The organism is Candidatus Bathyarchaeia archaeon, from assembly GCA_035935655.1.
Classification (GTDB): Archaea; Thermoproteota; Bathyarchaeia; order 40CM-2-53-6; family 40CM-2-53-6; genus 40CM-2-53-6.
Map to the genome: position 1 here is coordinate 54282 of DASYWW010000039.1, position 18717 is coordinate 72998.

At 52.0% G+C, this 18717-nt stretch carries 20 protein-coding genes; 8 read left to right on the forward strand and 12 right to left on the reverse strand.

The window, feature by feature from the left end; genetic code table 11:
* The first annotated feature begins 8 nt into the window (after positions 1-8).
* The 5 genes from VGS11_07005 to VGS11_07025 all read left to right on the forward strand — a co-directional run bounded on the left by VGS11_07005 (position 9) and on the right by VGS11_07025 (position 4702).
* Positions 9-635: a hypothetical protein gene (locus tag VGS11_07005; protein HEV2119833.1), complete on the forward strand. Its 627-nt coding sequence runs from the start codon at positions 9-11 to the stop codon at positions 633-635.
* Between the two features lie 45 nt (positions 636-680).
* Complete coding sequence (locus VGS11_07010; protein ID HEV2119834.1) at positions 681-2222, forward strand: helicase-related protein; 1542 nt, start codon at positions 681-683, stop codon at positions 2220-2222.
* Between the two features lie 15 nt (positions 2223-2237).
* A complete protein-coding gene (locus VGS11_07015; protein ID HEV2119835.1) occupies positions 2238-2996 on the forward strand; it encodes a nucleotidyltransferase domain-containing protein in 759 nt (252 codons plus the stop codon).
* 171 nt (positions 2997-3167) lie between these two features.
* Positions 3168-4052 (forward strand): hypothetical protein, encoded by an 885-nt coding sequence (locus VGS11_07020; protein HEV2119836.1) that lies wholly within the window; start codon positions 3168-3170, stop codon positions 4050-4052.
* 74 nt (positions 4053-4126) lie between these two features.
* Entirely contained in the window at positions 4127-4702 is a 576-nt protein-coding gene (locus VGS11_07025; GenBank protein HEV2119837.1) for a DUF308 domain-containing protein, read from the forward strand.
* Positions 4703-4766: 64 nt separating this feature from the next.
* Here VGS11_07025 and VGS11_07030 read toward each other — a convergent pair whose 3' ends face one another.
* Both VGS11_07030 and VGS11_07035 read right to left on the reverse strand, forming a co-directional pair.
* Positions 4767-4979: a hypothetical protein gene (locus VGS11_07030; GenBank protein HEV2119838.1), complete on the reverse strand. Its 213-nt coding sequence runs from the start codon at positions 4977-4979 to the stop codon at positions 4767-4769.
* A 253-nt stretch (positions 4980-5232) separates the two neighbouring features.
* A complete protein-coding gene (locus VGS11_07035; GenBank protein HEV2119839.1) occupies positions 5233-6330 on the reverse strand; it encodes an Ldh family oxidoreductase in 1098 nt (365 codons plus the stop codon).
* Positions 6331-6416: 86 nt separating this feature from the next.
* Between VGS11_07035 and VGS11_07040 the strand changes: the two genes are divergently transcribed.
* Entirely contained in the window at positions 6417-6938 is a 522-nt protein-coding gene (locus VGS11_07040; GenBank protein HEV2119840.1) for a nitroreductase family protein, read from the forward strand.
* A 79-nt stretch (positions 6939-7017) separates the two neighbouring features.
* A complete protein-coding gene (locus VGS11_07045) occupies positions 7018-7488 on the forward strand; it encodes a dual specificity protein phosphatase family protein (protein HEV2119841.1) in 471 nt (156 codons plus the stop codon).
* A gap of 42 nt (positions 7489-7530) precedes the next feature.
* On the opposite strand, the gene VGS11_07050 is transcribed toward VGS11_07045, so the two are convergent.
* The gene (locus tag VGS11_07050) at positions 7531-7893 is read right to left on the reverse strand and encodes a hypothetical protein (protein ID HEV2119842.1); all 363 of its coding nucleotides are present in this window, start codon (positions 7891-7893) and stop codon (positions 7531-7533) included.
* Between the two features lie 291 nt (positions 7894-8184).
* On the opposite strand from VGS11_07050, the gene VGS11_07055 reads away from it, so the two are divergent.
* Positions 8185-8592: a hypothetical protein gene (locus VGS11_07055; protein ID HEV2119843.1), complete on the forward strand. Its 408-nt coding sequence runs from the start codon at positions 8185-8187 to the stop codon at positions 8590-8592.
* Between the two features lie 41 nt (positions 8593-8633).
* Here the strand turns inward: VGS11_07055 and leuS are convergent, their stop codons facing one another.
* From leuS to argF, 9 genes are all read right to left on the reverse strand, one after another.
* Positions 8634-11531, reverse strand: a complete 2898-nt coding sequence (leuS, locus tag VGS11_07060; GenBank protein HEV2119844.1) for a leucine--tRNA ligase — start codon at positions 11529-11531, stop codon at positions 8634-8636.
* A 10-nt stretch (positions 11532-11541) separates the two neighbouring features.
* Positions 11542-14334, reverse strand: a complete 2793-nt coding sequence (gene alaS, locus VGS11_07065; protein HEV2119845.1) for an alanine--tRNA ligase — start codon at positions 14332-14334, stop codon at positions 11542-11544.
* A 124-nt stretch (positions 14335-14458) separates the two neighbouring features.
* Positions 14459-14761, reverse strand: coding sequence for a 50S ribosomal protein P1 (gene rpl12p / locus VGS11_07070; protein HEV2119846.1), 303 nt, complete (start codon positions 14759-14761; stop codon positions 14459-14461).
* A gap of 60 nt (positions 14762-14821) precedes the next feature.
* Positions 14822-15697: a 50S ribosomal protein L10 gene (locus tag VGS11_07075; protein HEV2119847.1), complete on the reverse strand. Its 876-nt coding sequence runs from the start codon at positions 15695-15697 to the stop codon at positions 14822-14824.
* Positions 15698-15701: 4 nt separating this feature from the next.
* Positions 15702-16364, reverse strand: a complete 663-nt coding sequence (locus tag VGS11_07080; GenBank protein HEV2119848.1) for a 50S ribosomal protein L1 — start codon at positions 16362-16364, stop codon at positions 15702-15704.
* A 17-nt stretch (positions 16365-16381) separates the two neighbouring features.
* Complete coding sequence (locus VGS11_07085) at positions 16382-16873, reverse strand: 50S ribosomal protein L11 (GenBank protein ID HEV2119849.1); 492 nt, start codon at positions 16871-16873, stop codon at positions 16382-16384.
* A complete protein-coding gene (locus VGS11_07090; GenBank protein HEV2119850.1) occupies positions 16851-17348 on the reverse strand; it encodes a transcription elongation factor Spt5 in 498 nt (165 codons plus the stop codon). The genes VGS11_07085 and VGS11_07090 overlap by 23 nt, the downstream gene beginning before the upstream one ends.
* Before the next feature lie 15 nt (positions 17349-17363).
* The gene (locus tag VGS11_07095) at positions 17364-17564 is read right to left on the reverse strand and encodes a protein translocase SEC61 complex subunit gamma (GenBank protein HEV2119851.1); all 201 of its coding nucleotides are present in this window, start codon (positions 17562-17564) and stop codon (positions 17364-17366) included.
* A gap of 167 nt (positions 17565-17731) precedes the next feature.
* A complete protein-coding gene (argF, locus tag VGS11_07100; GenBank protein HEV2119852.1) occupies positions 17732-18655 on the reverse strand; it encodes an ornithine carbamoyltransferase in 924 nt (307 codons plus the stop codon).
* Positions 18656-18717 lie beyond the last annotated feature (62 nt).

Genomic DNA, 18717 nt, shown 5'->3' on the forward strand with positions numbered 1-18717 from the left:
AGGCCAGATTGAGCCGGCCAAAGGGCGCACCACTTCTTGGACCAGTAGGATTCCTCTTTGCAGCCCTAGGGTTTACAATGGCCGTTCTCGTCGCAAGACTATTCGTCGCCGTAGAGGCGAAGTGTACTCAGTCTTGTCCTGTTATCAGAGTTCAGGGATTTCACGTCCATCATCTCTACTATGGAGTTCTGTTGTTGCTGGCGTCGTCAACAATCATGGTCGTTGCAACAGATATCCGCACAAGATGGGACACAGCCCTAGTTTTCGGGGCGGGAATTGGTCTAGTAGCCGATGAAATAGGTCTCCTAATTCTCAAAGTGCAGTATTGGACGCTCCTCTCTTTGGCGACTCTAGGCTCTGTCGGGTTCGCGCTTTTTCTGGCGACCGTTTACAAGCTCTGGACTGTTGGCCGCAGAGACTTTGGGTTGCTGGATCGATACCAGACTTTGAGCATTTTCGCTGTGGTCTTAGCTATGTTGGGCTTTCTATACTTCGGCAAGCCACTCAGAGCGATGTACGTGAACGCAGCCCTAGTTGCCTGGGTCTCGGCATCTGTTCTCTTGCTGACCTTTGGAAGAAAACACATTCAAGAAATCAGGCGCACACCCTTAAACCCCCTTCCGCCTTCTCCTTAGATTAGTAGGCGTAAGGGCAAACTGCAAGTCACCGAGCCACTCGGTATCGAGGCAAGAGAATACCAAATTGCCATTGCAGAGTCCGCAGCAAAGGCAAACACTCTCGTTGTAATCCCGACTGGCTTAGGCAAGACCATTATCGCCTTACTCGTAGCTGTCAAGCGCCTTTTAGACCATCAAAACGGCAAAGTCCTCATCCTTGCCCCGACAAAACCACTAGTCCTCCAACATTCCGAGTATTTCAAACAACACTTCCCCGACAAGAAAGTCGTCTCATCAGTGCTTACCGGGGAGACTCCTCCATCCATGAGAGTCACCGACTTCGAGGGCTCCCAACTCATCTTTGCCACCCCTGAGGTAATCAGGAACGACGTCCTGAGCGAACGGTACTCACTTGAGCCAGCATGTTTGATCGTCTTCGACGAAGCTCATCGATGCGTCCGCGACTATGCATACTCTGAGGTAGCTGAGAACTATAAGCGTCAGGCGTCAAGCCCATTGATACTCGGGCTGACCGCCTCTCCGAGCGCGAGAAAAGAGCGAGTCCAAGAGATCTGCGACAAGCTCGCCATCACGAATGTAGAGATGAGAACGGAAGACGACGAGGATGTGGCTCAGTACGTCAACGACGTTACCATCAACTGGGAGCGCGTTCCTCTCCCTGCGGCATACAAAGACATCAGCAAGATTCTTCGAGCGGCGATGGAGGAGAGGACGGACAAACTCAGAGCTATGCATCAATTGCCAACAGGTGTTCGCGCAAACAAGCGGATGCTACTGGAACTGGGGGAGAAACTGCGAAAGAGCCTGAGAAGAGGCGGGTCCGGAGCCCTGTATGGAGCTGTCATTCTTCAGGCCCAGGCGATGTCGCTGAGTCATGCGATCGACGTGCTAGAGACACAAGGCTTGCACAATCTCACGAGATACCTCGCGAAGCTTGAGACTGCTAGGAGCAAGTCGGGCAAGAGCCTCTCAAGAGACGCGAAGATTCTCGAAGCCAGACGGCTCGCATTCTCGATGGAAGAAAGAGAACATCCGAAACAGAAAAGGCTCCGCGAGCTGGTCGAGGCAGAGTTGAAACTGAACAAGCATTCGAAGGTCATAGTTTTCACCCAGTACAGAGATACAGTCGAGACCCTTGTCGACAGACTGAACAAACTCGATGGCGTCTCGGCTGTCCGCTTCGTCGGTCAGGCAACCCGGGACGCGGATGATGTAGGCCTGAGCCAAGACCAGCAGACAAGTATTCTAGAGGACTTTCGACAAGGGCGCCACAATATTCTCGTAACGACAAGCATCGGCGAGGAAGGATTGCACGTCCCAGACGTCGACCATGTGATATTTTACGAAGCCGTTCCCTCCGAGATCCGTCTGATACAACGAAGAGGCAGGACGGGAAGGACTCGACACGGCAAGATGACTGTACTCATGTCGGAGGGAACAATCGACGAGGCTTACTACTGGACAAGCCAGAAGAGAGAACAACAAATGCACCGCTTCCTACAAACAGTCAAGAAGAAAGGAGCGAGACCTCCGTCAAAAACAAAACGAACGCTAGACGACTGGTCAAGCTCCCAGAGTGGCTAGGACGACGTTTCGCAATTGGCTTCTAGCGAAGCGATTCTGAGGAAAAAGAGATCCATAGCGCGGACCGTGTTGGGCGAGCTCAAGAAGAGCTTCGGCGCAAATCTCTTGGCGGTCGGCCTCATAGGATCCGTTGCTAGGGGAACGGCAGAGAAATTTTCCGACGTCGACCTTCTAATAATTCTTCAAAGGCTCAAAACGACAGCCTACACCTACAAGATTGTAGACGACACCCATTGCAGTCTAAACTTCGAGACATGGAAAACCGCGATCTCGAAACTACGCGAGCCACACCCGGAGCTGCCGGAGACTCTTGGTGGCTTCACAAAGATTCTGGGTGTATATGATCCAGACGAATTGCTACCGCGGCTAGAGGATCAAGCTCGCAGGATCCCCAGCAACGTGTTTCGGAAATCCGCAGAACTGGCCATGATATACTCTTTCGAGGACTTCTGCCGAGCCAAGAACGCATTCCTGAAGAAGGACGACATAGTCTTGAAAGATAACATCAGCAATGTGACGCATTCGGCAGCAAATGCCGTCGCGGCTCTGAACGAAACTGGTTTTGTTAGCGATCGAGAAATCTTCAAAGCTTACAAGAAATTCGGGAAACTGCACAAGAACTTCGCGACAATACGGACCCTAAGGTACGGCAACCCGCCTAGGCCTGAACTCTTCAGGACATTGATACGATTCTACGTTGGCCTCGTCGATTTCTGCAAACAAGAAGGAGTAGATTTCCCCGTAGAACGTGAAGTTCTAGAGAACCTAGCTTGAATCGACGACCTATTGGAGATCTGCGAAGAATAATAGACTGCTCTAGGGTCCTGCCTTACCGTGCTCTCGTTGGATGATTCATCCAAGCTCTGGTTTGAGCGTCTCTTCTCTCGTGCCGGTCTACCATTTTGGGCCGGAGTGTTTCTGGTTGGATTTCTTCCGCCTCTTATCATGACTTCGTTAGGGTACTATGCTTACGGTGTAAAGACAGACTTTACTGGCGATATTTTGCTCGGCGTTCCTCTCCTCCTAGTTAACATCGTTTACATTTTGTTAGCGTCCAGCTACATACGTCGCCGTGTCGAAGATCTTGAGCAATACGCGGTATCCATAGGAGCTGACAAATCACGTATCCAAACAAGCTATCTAAGCGACTTCCGGCCGGTCGCCGCGACTTGGGTGCTACTCCTGTCGACGAGCGTGTTGATTTTGGAACCCATATTCAACCCCGGATATTCATTGCTTCAAAACTTGCTGAGAGAGCTTCTCTACAGCTACACCCGCTTGCTCCAAGCGACTTTTCTCTGGGTCTTCTTATCATCTATGGTTGCGATCTACAAAATGGGAAGGCTCCCCATGCGTCTGAAGGTTTTCACCGATGACAGGACTTTGGGCCTGAAACCTTTCGCGAATACCTGTCTTCATCTGATAACGATCTATGTCGTCGCAATATTGCTGACATTCCCAATTTTTCTATATCCCAATTTCGCAGTCGAGCTAAGCCTGACCATATTCCTAGTTCCGGGCCTATTCTTCTTCCTCGTTCCACTTTTCGGTCTTCACAAGAAGATGAGCTCCGTAAAGGCTGAGAAGTCCGCCTTTGTCGGACGTCGGCACAACCGTGTCATGAGCGAGGTCGAGGCTGCGGGGGAGGCACCGTTGAGCGAAGGAATAGTGAATGAACTTCTAGCGATTGATGCTATCAAACGTGAGGTGCACCAGATGCACGATTGGCCGTTTGACATCGGAACAGTTGCGCGTTTGACAGGAATACTCGGTGCACCCTTAGTCGCCACTGTGCTTGCTGCCTATCTCATACGTCTCTTTGGAGTCTAGTCTCTAGACCTCTGCCGCGAATCGAATGAAAGCTACTAAATACCAAGCTGACCACATCTGACAAGACTCCCAAGTTGATAGAAAAGAGAAGTCCCGGTTGGCTGCGCGTTCTGGAGATCGTTGCAGGCCTCTTAGTTCTAGCAGTCGCATTTTTCGTGCTGGCTGACTCATCAGTTGCTCTTACTGTCCTTGCCTACACTTTGGGAATCGGGCTCGTCATTCTAGGTCTATCGCGAATTTTCGCTAGCGCTTACGGGCGATATTTTGCGCCCTGGTTTCGGGAGCTCAATGCCGGAGGGGGAATAATCGCCTTAATCCTCGGGTCCATTGCGATAATTGATCCGCAACTCGTAATCGGTTTCTTGAGTCTGCTCGTTGCAATCGCGTTACTAGTTGTAGGCGTCGTTGAGATTGTAGCAGCAGGTTTTGCTCGTCACCCTCCAATTTGGGTAAGAGGACTAATCGGAGTCGTAGGAGTCCTGACTGCGATTCTTTCCGTACTTGTCATACTCTACCCGACCTTAGGACAGCTGGCTTTGGCAATCATAATCGCGGTCGTACTAGTCGCAGTGGGGGTTCGAGACATCACTCACGGAATAACTGGACATCGGCCCGTCAGAATCGACCCTGGTGTCGTAACCAAAGTCTAACCCTCTTCCGAATAGGATAGACGCTGAGCAAGGTCCGTTCCAAGACTCGAATTGGCGTCCGCAACTAGAGATGCGGAATTCGGATCTTGGGGATTCTTGCTCCTGACAAAGTCAAGACTAGTCCCAAGAGGATGAGAAAGAGACCAGAGATCATGTACGCATTAGAGGAGATTGTTGCGCCATTGTACGCGACTCTTTCGTTGGCGATGTACAAGCTCTCAGCCGCGATTCCAAGCAGTAAGAATACAGCTCCGACGAGGACCATTAGTCTCCTCATTCTACGACCACGATTGAGAATAGGTGAAATGCCTCTTAAGCCCTGTTTAACCGAAGACGAGCCTCCGAGGAAATAGCTTCTACAGCTGTGACTCTCTAGGGCCGCAGTCCCGATTCGCTTATTAATCGAATTGTCAATATTCATCTTGAAAGCGACAAGGCATTTGGCCCTCTCGCTCTCCCTGGGCTTTGCTTGCCCAGGTTCTTGTCACCGTGGATTCTTGATTCAGATTATCCAGTAAACTAGGAGTACTTCATTGCCACGGGACGCCGATCTCTGTTCCCACTTGTCTCATGGATTGGACAACCTTCGGACTCAGTGGAATGCCTTCCCTCTGGAACTTTTCCATTCGTGCGTAGCTCTTCTCGCCGTGAATGTAGATCCGTGATTGGCCTTCTGCTCTGGGCGAATCCTTCAACTCTCGAGCCAACCGGTCCATGTCTTTCTTGAAATCGTCCAAGGGTCGAAACGCGGCTGGGTCCAAAGCCATGAAGAAGTGACCGACATTCGGTTTTTCCTTGTTAACATCTACGCCGAGGCCGGTTGCTGCGCCGCTCAGGACCCCGCTCAGAACGTCCACCATAAGGGCTAGACCATACCCTTTGTGTCCCGAGTGCTCTTCTCCTTCGCCGCCTAACGGTAGGATTCCGCCGCCCAATCTCTTCGATAGAGCGTCGAGGACAGCATGCGAGTCGTCTGTTCCTCTTCCGGTTTTGTCCACCGCCCATCCTAGAGGCATCTTCTTTCCCATTCGATCGTAGACCTCGAGCTTCCCACGCGGCACCACTGACGTTGCCATGTCCAGCACGAATGCTCTCTCCTTCCCAGCGGGTGCGGTTAGACTGATCGGGTTTGTACCGAGGATGGCATTTCTCCCAAAAGTGGGTACCACAAGCGGAGCGGCGTTGGTCGTGCTCATTCCAATCAAATTGTGTTCCAGGGCCATTAGGCTATAGTAGCCTGCTATTCCGTAGTGGTGAGAGTTCCGGACAGAAACAATTCCGACCGCAGTTTCTTTGGCCTTCTTGATTGCCAATTCCATTCCCTTGTGCCCAACCACCTGGCCCAAGCTCTGGCCCCCGTCAATCAGAGCGGTAGCCTTGGTCTCCTTCACGATCTTGCTTTGGTCTGTAGGTTTCGTCCAGCCATTCTTCAGATCCGAATAGTACCGAGGAAGGCGAGCGACTCCATGAGACTCGATCCCGCGCAGATCAGCTAGTACGAGCACATCAGTTGTTATCTTGGCGTCCCGTGCCGGGACTCCCAACTTCATCCATACTTTGTTGCAGAAGTCCTTCAGCTTTGCTTCTGGTACGACTACTTGCTTCTGAACAGTGACCTGATCAACCATGATTTTCCCTGCGCCCTCTGTGGAATGGAGCCTCCAAAGGGGACATTTTTTAACTTAGGCCTATTCTCAGACACATTCTGAGAGAAATGGATACTCATCAGGCAATTCTGACTAAACTCGATATTAGACAATTCAGTTCGAAGAAGGTCCCCGCGGATGTGAAGTTGAAAGTACTCGAAGCTGCTAGAGCGACTCAGACAGGAATGAACAAGCAACACTTGAGATTCGTGATGGTTCAAAACAAAGAATTGATCAAGAAGCTGGGAGAGGATAGCACGAGTGGTCCCTGGGTCGCCGGGGCAGACTTTGCGGTCATTCTCTTGACAGACCCCAAACTGGGGTTCCACTTGATCGACACCGGACGAGCTGTACAGCAAATGCAGCTCTCTGCCTGGAACAGCGGGGTCCTCTCAGGAGTGTATACCGGAATTAAGGAAGAGGCAATGCGGAGAGATTTCGGATTCCCAACGGACCTCAAGCCCACTATGATCGTAGGTTTTGGCTACCCAGTCAAGAAGATAGTTGGAAAGAAGAATCGCATGCCCATTTCGGAACTAGCTTTCCTCGATAAATTTGGCAACAAATTCGACCCAAAGAAACTCAGCTAGAGCATTTGTCGACTTGGGGACTGCGAGGGCCTAGCATGGCCGATTATCTGTCGCTCGTCCCAATTAGGGGATAAACGGATTGGACTTTACTGAGATACTAGCTAACGAATTGTGGGTTGGTGCGGCCCCAACGCTCGCGGATCTGGAAGAAATCAAGAAACGTGGTGGAGGCAAGGCGGTAATTGTCGATCTTACGAGGAATCCGCGAGAGGAGGAATGGGCCAATAAACTAGGCTTGCAATATGAAGATCGGACTCCAAAGGTCGAGGAGACTTTCGCCCCGGTTCCTGTAAGTCAGCTTCGACTCGTCGCTCGGCTCATCGAGCAACACGTTCGAGGAGGACGGACCGTCTACCTTCATTGCAAGATGGGGCTCGGCCGAAGCCCGACATGCGCAGCGGCCTACCTCGTAAGTTGCGGAATCCCTCTAAGAGAAGCGAAGGAGCTCATATTGAGCAGACGTTCTGTTTGGAACGGCGAAGACGGCAACTATGCAAGCGGGCTGAACGACTTTGCCAAGATGCTGGAAATAACGAGACTCTCAGAATAGCCTCTGATCCGAGCTATCTTGCTTCGTGGGAATCGATTCTGACTATTTCTTGAGAACTGAACTCTTGAGAACTGTTTTCACTAGTTCAGGCTCTTTCAGAAGATAGTAGGTTGCCCTTCTGGTTCTCAGGCTAATCTTGGCGATTCCCTCGATGACCAGCTTCAGGACCCTTGTGGGGTGCATTTCCAGATCGCTCCACTGCCATCCTTGATAAGAAGGGTTGTTTTGGCCTTCCTCTTCGCTCCTTGCAGCCAGCCATAGCGCCTTCCTATAATCTGGGTATTTCGCGAGGAATGCCTCCAGGTAATTCTCCTGTGGAGTCTTCGAAATGTTTGAAGGATCAATCGTGGCCTGAGATAGTATCGCGGTTCTTGAGGAATGTTGTGACGATGATGTTCTTGACACGAGGCTCGCCTTCTTCAGGAGGACCCTCGAAATACCTAATGGTTGTTTCAGGGATTTATTCGGCTCGTTTTGTCCAAAGCAAAAACTAGGTTACAAAAGGTCGCCTAGTTACAAAACTCGAGAATATCGAGATTCGATACTTCATACTCCGTAAGCTATCCAATAGTAGCTGGTGAGTCGAAACGAGTGAAGGGAGAGCTTGTGCGACGAGCGAAGAAAAGATCGAACGAGATCCCTGCCGGAGGTACCGATGACGCCTAAGCGGCAACCTGGTCAATAGAAAGAGCTAAGGTGGCATTCTATCAGAGTAATTGTCCACTTATGACTCAAGGAGGCGTCAATAGACTGGTCCGACATCCACTATCTCCGTTCAAGAAGAGGGCATTCTTCGCGATCGTGATCCTAGGAGTCGTTATGGCTATTGGAACGCTGGGAATGATGGGCCTGGAAGGGTGGGACATCGTGACCTCGTTCTATTTCATGTCCCTCCTAGCAACAGCCGAGGGCCCTGCACAGTCGCCGATGACTGTTGGAGGCAAGATCTTCGCGTCCTTCATGGCTTTCGTCTCGATAGGAGCGGCAATATCCGCGATCACCTTTACGTTCGGACCGCTCTTCGGCTCGATCTTGAAGGAAGGATTCGTGTACGTCGAGAAGGAGGAGGACAAACTAAAGACTAGACTTGAACGCAAGGGTTAAGCGCATTCCGCTTCTGACCAGTAGACCTAAGACTCGCGGGATCATTCCAGGTAGATTGCCGGCCTGTACGGTTCCGACATCCTAGCCCGTCCCTTAGGGTCATTTATCTTTGGATCTCCCTCCTGCCAGACGTCGATCGCGCACTTGAATTCTCGCCGATAGAAATCCGCTGAATCAGCAAAGATACTATTCTCCGCAACGATACCATCTTCCAAGCGTGACCGTCGCATCTCGTTGGGCATCTGGTTTGCCTGTTGAATCGCTTTGCCAGCATAGTCTGCAGCCGCCTTTCCTAGAGATCGAAGCTGAGGATCTGCCATGACTTCCTTGATGAAGTCGCTTTGTCTCTTCTTCTCTTCTGCAGCCTTCAATGCTTTGAGGAGGACCTGCCACTTCCAATCAGTCGCCGTGTAGTATGCGATTCGCTTCGGGGTGATGCCTGTGGCCTTCAGAATCTCGCCCGTATCATCCAGCACATCTCTTATGAGTGCTTCCGCTCGTTCCGCCGAGGGATCCTTCTGATTCTCGTTTTCTTCAGGCCAGTCTGCCTGAACAACGAATCCCGTGTTTCCAATACGGCTCCACATCTCCTCCGCAGTATGCGGAGCTAGCGGGGCAAGCATTCTCGTTCTGGTCTCCAGAACCTTCCGTAGAACCCAGTCTCGATTGTCCGACCTCGACTTTTTTGGCCCCAGTCTTCTATTGTACCATGCAATATCGTTCTCAAGATGGTAGAGGATGACGTTGATTGTTTCTCTGACCCTCAGCCTATCCAGCGCATTCGTGGCCGCGTGAACTGCGTTGCTCAAGCGGCTGATCATCCACCGGTCTAGCGTGGAAGATCTCGATTTCCTAGCGGTTTTCTTCGATCCTAGTTTTCTCGACTGTCCTATCAGAGCTGCAAGTCTCTCTTGGAGAGATAGGGCAAGGGTTTCACTGAAGTCAGTGTCCTGGCCCAGTTCAGCCGTTACCATTACTCCCACACGGACTGGATCTGCTCCGAACTTGGCAATTCCCTGTCGGAGCGGGATAATGTTCTCGAGCGATTTCGACATCTTCGCGCCTTCCATCAGGACGAAACCGTTGGCGACAATTCCCTTCGGCCACTGTTTCTCAGGGAAGAGGGTTGAGTGATGGAATATGTAGAAAGAAAGATGGTTGGAGACGAGGTCTCTAGCGGAGTGGCGCATGTCAACCGGGTAGAAGTATTCGAACTCGGCTCGAATAGCGCTCAGTATTCTCTTGGGTATCCCAGTTTGTCTGGCCACGGCATCGAGGGTTCCGTGTCCCAGAAGTGTGAAGCTGAAGAAGGCGTCAGATAACCTAGATTTGTCTTTCTCGAATTTCCTGAAGACCACCCAGTTCTTTGCGAAGTACTTCGATAGTATGTAGTAGGCCATGTACACGACGGAGTCGGATAGTGCTTCGATGATCCAGTTCATGTCCCACGGAAGCTTTGTCCCGAGACCTACCGCGCGTGCGCAGGCCCTTTCCTTCAGCCAGTCCATTGTGTAGTTGAATTCGGGCCGGAGCTCTTCCGGAAGGATGACCATTTGGTCTAGGCATTTGTGGGCTAGCTTCTTCCATTCCGGGTCGCCGTAGTTGATGAACCACTGGTTTTCCAGGATGTGGACTAGACACTTGGTCCCGCACCGGCAGACCACCGGCGCATTTCTCAACTCTAGTAAGATCTGAATTTTTCCCTGTCTTGTCAGTTCTTGGACGATGGCCTCTCTCGCCTTGGCGACATGCATGCCGGAGTAGCTGCCCGTGTTCTCTTTCATTACGCCGTCGTGGAATTCCTTTGAGTATAGTTCCTGGGTGGCGTGCTCTAACCGAGGGTCTTTCTGGTCTTTGACTTTGAACTTCTCGATCAGATCTGCAGCCGGGAGATCAGAGAAGCCTTCGAGCCTGATTATTGATATTGGCTGGACCGTCTGAAGGATCTGCCCCGTCTCCGGTGAAGAAGCATACTTCTCTTTGAGGTCGGCCAGAGCTTGAAAGTCGTAGGGAGCATGTCCCGGAACGGACATGACTAGCCCTGTTCCATTGTCAGGTTGCACGAAGCTTCCCGGAAAGATTGGGATCTCCCGGGCAGTGACGGGGTTGTGGACAGTCTTCCAAAGCAGATCGCTCGCGCGGATTTCGCGTTCTACCGTAACATTGTGGTTCTGGTGTTGTAGTTTCTCCACCGCTTCTTTGCTGACGATCCAAGACTCGCCGTCAACATTCGCTCTAGTGTAGGTGGCATCCGGGTTGACCCAGAGGTTGGTGACTCCGAAAATGGTCTCAGGCCTCAGGGTGGAAGTGGGATAGAAAGCTCCATCCTGTTCGAACTTGACCAAGTATGATTCTCCGATATCAGGCTCCACATCGCCCATTGTGTCGACAACTCCCACAGGGCTCTTGTCGTTGGGACACCACGCGACCGGATGCGTTCCTTTCGTGATCAGGCCTTTCTGTTTCAGGGTCTGGAAGTGCCATTCGATGTAGCGATTGTAGAGTGGATCTATTGTTGTGAATTCTCGACGCCAGTCGATCGAGAACCCGATCTCCTCCATTCCTTTCTTAATATCTTCCCGAAAGTACGACGCCATCGTTTTCGGGTCTTTCAGTTTCTCCTGTGTGGATTGTGGGATTCCGTAGATCTTGGTGAAGGTCTCAACGATCTCCGGATCGCCCTCGCGTAGACGCTTGCTCATTGCGAACAGTGGGGTGCCTGTGTAGTGGAAGCCCATTGGGAAGAGCGTGTTGTAGCCCTTCATCCGGTGATACCGGGCGTTAACGTCGGCGATAGTGTAGGTCCGTGCGTGTCCAATATGTTGGGGAGAGTTAGGGTAAGGGTATGCGGCCGTTACATAGTACTTGGGTTTTCGACGGCTAGGTTCTGTTTCGTGAATCTTGCGCCAGTTCCACTTCTTCTGCCACTTCCTCTCCATGGCGTGCCAGTCAAGCTGGGCCGGCGTTGCTGATCCCCTCCTCTGCGACTACTGATTTGAGCTGTTGGGCGATGACTTGTTCCGCGACCTTTAGCGCCTCATCGGCTTTGTCCTTGGATGGACCCCCTCCTGTCGCGAAAAAGGGTCGTCCTCCCCCGCCTCCGCCTAGGACCTTAGAGGACTCTGAAACAATTTGTCCAGCATTGATGCCAACAGCGACCGCATCACTGCCAGCCGCTACGACCACCAGAACGCGTTCTGAGACTTCGAATATTACTGCGAGCATTTTAGGATCTGTTTCCTTGAGCCGATTTGCGACTTCGACAGAATCGATGCCCCTTCTTTTCGAGGTCTTCATCAGTACGAGTCTGACTTGTCCAACAGCCATGGCTTTCTTCGCTAGCTGCTTGACATGGGTCTCCATCGTCTTTGCGTGAACCTTGTCCAGTTCTCTCTCGAGAGCATCCCTCTCCGCCACGATTGCCTTGATTGACTCTGGAAGCTTGTCAGGCGTTGTCTTCAGGAGATCGCCTGCCTTTGCAAGAGCTTCGCTCTGCTGACTGATCCGTTTCAGTGCCGGTTCTCCTGCTGAGAAGACGATTCTCTCGACACCGTCTTGGAGTTTGCTAATTTTCTCGATCTTGAAGACCCCGAGTTCTCCGGTTCTCTTGCAGTGCGTTCCTCCGCAAGCTTCGGCGTCCCATCCTCGGATTGTCACTACTCGGATCTTGGATCCTGGAACTGCGCCGCCCTGATAGAGCCTGTAACCGTACTTCGCCTCCGCCTTCTCTCGCGCCATCCATGCTACCTGGACAGGTAGGTCTCGAAGAATGACCTGGTTGACCAGTTTTTCGATCCGTTCCCTTTCTTTCGGAGTAATCTCACGCCAGTGTGTGATATCTAGCCTGCTTGTCTCCACCTCTTTCTGCGCGCCGGCTTGCCAGACGTGCTCGCCGAGCACTCTGCGCACTGAACCTATCAGCGCGTGAGTGCCAGTATGGTGGCGCATCAGATTCACGCGGCGCTGCCATTCGATCTCTCCCTCGACCATGTCAACCTCTTGGTCGAAAGGCTGGTCCAAATAGTGAACGATCACGTTTCCGAACTTCTGGACATCCGTAACCTTCACCTTCTTGCTTTCAGTTCGGAGCTCGCCGTGGTCGGCAGGTTGGCCTCCTCCTTCAGGATAGAAACAGGTCTGGTCAAGCACGACCGCTTTTTCCGCGGGTGTTGCTATGATCTTCGCTTGGAAGCTGGTCTGATACTCATCGTCGTAGTATAGCGCGCGTGTTGCCGGGAGACCCTTCAACCTTGCTTCCCATTCTGGATCGGTAGTGGGCGACTCCAGACTGGTGGTCGGCTTCGAGTGGCGTTCAGCGACTAGCGTCAGGAAGTTCTCGGGAACGTCGACCTCTACTCCAACCTTCTCCGCACTTTCTTTCACTATCTCAGGAGCTAGACCCTGGGAGTCGTAGAGCAGGACGAGTTGATCTGTAGGGATCTTTCGAATGCCTTGACTCGAGAGTTCCTTTGAGAGTCGGAGTACCGCTTCAGATCCCTTGCTGATCGTGTCTTCGTATTTTTCGACTTCAATCTTCAGCGCTTCCAGTATCTCACTTCTCATCTCTCGAAGGAGGTGGAACTCTCCACCCCACATCTTGATCTGTTCTTCGACTATGCGGGGAAGCTCCTGAAGAATCCCTAGCTGTCGTGCCAGTCTTGCTGCTCGGCGAATGATAAGCCGGGTCAGATAGCCTTCACCGACGTTAGACGGAACGACGCCCTCGGCTAATAGGAAGGAAATCGACTTTGTATGGTCGGTGATTGCGAATGCAGCTTCTAGGTTCTGCACAATGTGGCGGAACGCTTCCTTGTCGCGTCCGACTTCTTTCGCGGTCGCTTCGATATACTCGTCTCTAGAGGCTCTGCTGGTTGCGCCGTAGATCCCGGCCCACTTCGTGAGGGTTGCTAGCGTATTCTCGTTGAGGTCGACCTTCGCCAGTTCCATAACCTGAGCTAGAAGGGGGCCATATACTGCGTGGAATCCACTTGGCGAGCCCTGTGAAAGCCAAGCCCATCTTTCCATCCCGTACCCCGTATCGACTGTCCTGATTGGAAGTGGTATGAGGTCCTGTCCTTGGACCTTGTATTCCATGAAGACAAGTGTCGATATTTCCAGCCCCGCGACGATTCCTTCTAGGTCCGGGCCAGCATTTCCTCCGCCAGACCAGAAGTGTTCCTTGTACGTGATTGATTCGGAGGGGACGCCCATTACATCCGATAGTAGTTTGTGGTGGTAGCGGACGGTATCGTCTTTCCAGTAGATTTCCTTGTCCGGATAGTTGAAGGCATGTGCTCCCCCCATTTCGAAAATGGACATGTGTCGACCCGCCGCGCCGACCTGTTCGATGTCGGTGAAACGAATACAGGGCTGGCTTATGACAAGCGGGTTCGCAGGAGGAGGCATCGTTCCTTCCGTGACGTATGGTTGGAAGTCGTAGATTGACGCGCCTACCAAGTAGACATCGTTACGCCAGCGAGCCACAATCGGATAGGGCTTGATCCTTGCATGACCGCGTTCGGCGAAATAGTCCATAAATTGGATCCGCATCTCAGCTAGACTGTAGCGTCTTCTTGTCGGAGGAGTTCCGATGAACGAGTACGGGGCGCACGGAACCTCACCGCAAGTTGTCTGGTCAGGAGCTGCCCAGTAGTTACTGCCGCACGACGGACACTTTCTTCGAATAAATCCTATTTCTTTGAAGAACTGGAGGGCGAATTCTTCCGGGTTTATCTCTGGCATCTATCGTATCCCTCCAAGATTGGTCCGGAAATAAAGAAGCTTGGTCGGAAGAGCTTCTCTAGAAGGTTGTCGATCTGAGGAGAAGACTATGCGGAGCTATACCGCGAACCTCCTTCCTCACTTTCTAACCGAAAAGTGCCCCGAGTCCAGCTAGGGCTTCCTCTTCTTTCTTCTTCTCTTCTTCGGCTGGCTTCTTGTCTTCCTTCTTTGACTCGGTCGGCGCTGCTGGTGCTGCAACAGGGGCGGACATTACACTGGCGGATTTTAGAGCTTCGTCGATGTTGACTTCGGATAGTGCTGCGACGAGGGCTTTGACTTGGGCTTCTTCGACTTTGCTGCCCGCCGCGATTACGACTTTTTTCACGTTCTCTTCTGTTACTGGCTGCGCTGATGAGTGCAGCAGGAGTGCAGCGTAAACATACTTCACTTTGCTTTTTCCTCTTTTCTCAGGATTGCTTGGATTTCAGTCGAGCATCAATTCTTGCACTTAAGGGTTTCCGGGTGTCGCGCTGGAAATCTTCTGGTTCAACGCGTTTGCGTTCATGACTGCGCGTCTCAGCACCGGTTCGACGGTACCGCTTTCAAGGAAGCCTGCTTCTACGGCGATCGCCAGCGCCTCTCTCATTCCCTTCCCCAGGATTCTAGGCGCGTTCTCAGGAGTCACATAGCCAGCATCCATTGAAAGGCTAAACGCGTTGCTTACGGCTTGGAAGACGTCTTTTCGATAGGAGCTGATATCGAGGACTAGATCCTCAGATCTGAGGATGGTGCCGTTATCAAATGCTGTAGACAGGGTGAGCCCGGCCTCCATAGGCTTGAGTCCAAGTTTGGAAAGCACGGAAGCCATCTTCGGCGTGATCAGGTCTCCTCGTCTGGCGACTACAGAGTCTCTTGCAACCCAGATGCTTCCTCCCTCGATTCTTGTCTGGACTTTGATCTCTCCGAATTCGGAGATCACCGGGCCGGGGGGCAGTCCGGTGTTTCCTGCCGGAACCATGATCTCGCCTGTTGCAATGTCTCCGGCTTTGGCCGGTACCCTGACCTTGCTTTTTTCGAGCAGTATTATGAGAGAGTAGGGGTTGACATCGGTGAATAATAGTATGTTAGATCCCTGGAGGTCCTTGACGAACTCTCCGACCCTCCCATGACTGGACTCCGATAGCTCCACTGATTTCCGCAACAGATTGTTCTTGGTCACCACCATCGCGACCCTGTCTCGTAGACGTTTGCGTAATTCGTGGATCTGGGATGAGCGAACCTTAGTTAGGTCGGCTGCTGCTATTACAGGATACTTCTCCAAGAGAACTTGCAGCTGGGCTATTGCCTCTTTCTTCCAAGAAGCAACTTTCCGGGTTGTTGACATTGTCCTATGCCACCGTGGCGAGAGGTATCTTTACCAGTGGTCCCATCGAGGCTTTGATCGAGACTGCCTTGATGTTCTTGGGACCCTTTTCCAGTTTCGCCTCCAACCGCGAGATAACCGTCTGAATATTCAGAACCAGGACATCATCCGACATGTCTTCAGTTCCGACCTTAGCCTGGATTACGGGCTGATCCTTCATCTTGAGCCGTACGTTGCGTCGCTGGCGCTTGATGATATCATCAATCGGCGCTGTAGGAGGTATCGGTGTCGGCATCTTGCCCCTAGGTCCGAGAATCTGCCCAAGGGTCTTTCCCACCTGAGGCATCAATGGGGCCTCTGCGACGAAGAAGTCGTAGCTTTGAGCGATCTTCCTGGCCTGTTTTTTTTCCCGTCCCAGCTTGTCTAAGTCCTCCCTGCCAATAACGATGTCCGCGCCAGCATTCTTTGCTCGAACGGCCAGGTCGCCGCCCGCAATCACTGCAACTTTCGAATCCTTGTCAGCAGCTGTAGGGAGTTCTAGGTTCTCGTTAATCCTGCCTTCAGGCTTCTTCAGGTCTATCTCGCGAAGCTTGACTGATAGTTCGATTGCCTGGGTAAATTTCCTCTTCGGTGTCTTACTCCTCACGTCAGCCAGTGCTCTTGTGATTGAATCCTTAGACAGGGGCATTCTTTCCGTTTTCTCTCCTATTCCAGTTCCTTTAGCGCAGCGTCATACTGACCTGCGTCGAGGTTCTTGATGAAGTCTTTTGGTTCCTTAGCATCCACCGTAACGCCCATGCTTACACACGCACCGGCAACCTCCTTTACAGCCGATTTCAGAGTTCGCGCGTAGCTATCGGTCCGTTTCATCTGAGCAATCTTCACGATCTGTTCAGGAGATAGATTGCCTACCTTCGTCGCTTTGGGCGTTGCCGAGCCCTTCTCGACTCCCAGTTCCTTGACTATCAACGCGGAGGTGGTGGGTGTGCCGATTTCAACCTCGAAGCTCTTGTCTTCCACGTTCACGAGGATCTTCACAGGGACTTTCATCCCCGCGTAAGCCTTGGTGAGCTCGTTGATCCTGTTTACGATCTGTAGGATGTTTACTCCCAAAGGTCCGAGCTGTGGACCGAGTGGGACGCCAGCTGTGGCTTTGCCGCCGTCTATTATCGCGTCAACTGTTTTCTTGTCGGCCAGCTTCCTCTACCTCTCCTCTACTCACGAGCTTCACATAGTCGGCGTGTACAGTAATGGGCAATGTTGCGAAGCCTTCTTCCAATAGTTCGATGACAACCTCCTGTTTGACTTTGTCAACGTGGGTGATCTTTGCCTTCAGTCCTCTGAATGGTCCACCGACAACTTCGACGAGGTTTCCGACGCTTAGCTCTTCGATGACTGGTTTGGTTACGATGAATCGCTCGATGGCTGCCATGGACACGACGCCTTTTGTTCTGGTTCGGGCGTGTCTTGTCCCTGCTATTGCTTCATCGACAAAGTGGGGCCCCATTGCTTCGACGAAGATGTAGCCTTTGATAACTTCTGGAGCGAGTATTGCAACAATCGGCAGTTTCTTAGGCTGGATTCTGCTGGCCATGAGGTCTACTACAGTTCTCTCTTGTCCGCTGGTTGTGCGGACTGCGTATATGGAAGTCTTCTGAGTTTGGGTCGCCACAATCTTTCCCTTCTATTACCTAGCAGGAGCCTGGCTAGCCGGCAACTGGTACAGTCCGACTACCCAGAAAAGAATTCTGAGAACGAACCCTATTCCCCCGACGATCGCTACTCCTATCAGGATGATTTTGATGTTGAGTTTCGTTTCTTGCCAGTCTGGCTTCTGGGCTACGTGAAATAGGCGTCTCGCCGATTGAAGGAAGTCTCCAATGCCCATTACAAGCCCTCGATCATGGATCGGAGTTCGATGGAACCGACCTTCCTATTTTAACCATGCTAGCCGGCGGGGTTCTTGAAAGCTTTCAGCCGCGATGCTGATTATAGCCGCGCCCACTCGAGATGCAACAATCGCTGGATTTGAGAAGGATTTCATCCTCAGGCTGGCTAAAGGATGAGCGAAAGAAGTCCCTTAGCAGTATGCAACCTGTTTTCAGCTTCATCCCAGACCACTGACTGGGGACCATCGATTACGTCTCCAGTAACTTCCTCGCCCCTGTGGGCAGGGAGGCAGTGGAGAAAGATTGCACCAGGCTTAGCGTGCGAGAGTAGCGTCCTATTGACTTGGTATTTCGGAATGAACATCGATAGTCGGGCCTCCTTCTCTTTCTCCATTCCCATTGAAACGAATGTGTCCGTATAGACAGCATCTGCGGCTTTCACCGCCTCTTCAGGATCCTCCGTGATGCTAATAGACGCTCCTGACGCCTCGGCAGCCTCTTGGGCGTGTCTGATTGCTTCCGGGTCCGGGCCATAGCCTTGAGGCCTTGCAACAGATATGTTGACCCCTATCTTCGCACACCCGATCAAAAGGCTGTTGCATACATTGTTTCCGTCGCCTACGTAGGCTAGTTTTAGGCCCTTCAAGCGTTTCTTGTACTGGATTAGCGTCAAGAGATCTGCGAGAATCTGGCATGGGTGGTGCTTGTCCGAGAGGCCATTGATGACAGGTGCGTCCGTATTCTCAGCGAGTACGACTAGGTCGTCGTGGGAATAGACTCGCGCCATTATGGCTCTGACGTACCTGTCCAACACCTTAGCGGTGTCCGAAATCGTTTCTCCTCGTCCCAGCTGCATTTCATTCCAGCTGAGATAGACGGGGTGGCCACCGAGTTGAGCGACTGCCGTTTCGAAGGAGACGCGGGTTCTTGTCGAAGGTTTTTGAAATATCAGCGCTACCGCCTTTCCCTTGAGTTGTTGCAGAACCCTCTTCTGGCGTGCCATTATCGAAGAGCGTTTCAGAATAAGATCGATCTCCCTTGGAGACAATTCGACCAACGAGAGAATGTCTCGCCCTTTCAGACCAACCAAGGTTTTCTGCCCTCTCCGCGACTGTTCGTCGGCTGTGGACTCGCCTCTTATAAGAATCCGCT

Coding starts and splice junctions, on each gene's coding strand:
- VGS11_07020 (HEV2119836.1), top strand. CDS start 3,168: ATGACTTCGTTAGGGTACTATGCTTACGGTGTAAAGACAGACTTTACT.
- VGS11_07030 (HEV2119838.1), bottom strand. CDS start 4,979: ATGAGGAGACTAATGGTCCTCGTCGGAGCTGTATTCTTACTGCTTGGA.
- VGS11_07035 (HEV2119839.1), bottom strand. CDS start 6,330: ATGGTTGATCAGGTCACTGTTCAGAAGCAAGTAGTCGTACCAGAAGCA.
- VGS11_07040 (HEV2119840.1), top strand. CDS start 6,417: ATGGATACTCATCAGGCAATTCTGACTAAACTCGATATTAGACAATTC.
- leuS (HEV2119844.1), bottom strand. CDS start 11,531: ATGGAGAGGAAGTGGCAGAAGAAGTGGAACTGGCGCAAGATTCACGAA.
- alaS (HEV2119845.1), bottom strand. CDS start 14,334: ATGCCAGAGATAAACCCGGAAGAATTCGCCCTCCAGTTCTTCAAAGAA.
- VGS11_07075 (HEV2119847.1), bottom strand. CDS start 15,697: ATGTCAACAACCCGGAAAGTTGCTTCTTGGAAGAAAGAGGCAATAGCC.
- VGS11_07080 (HEV2119848.1), bottom strand. CDS start 16,364: ATGCCCCTGTCTAAGGATTCAATCACAAGAGCACTGGCTGACGTGAGG.
- VGS11_07095 (HEV2119851.1), bottom strand. CDS start 17,564: ATGGGCATTGGAGACTTCCTTCAATCGGCGAGACGCCTATTTCACGTA.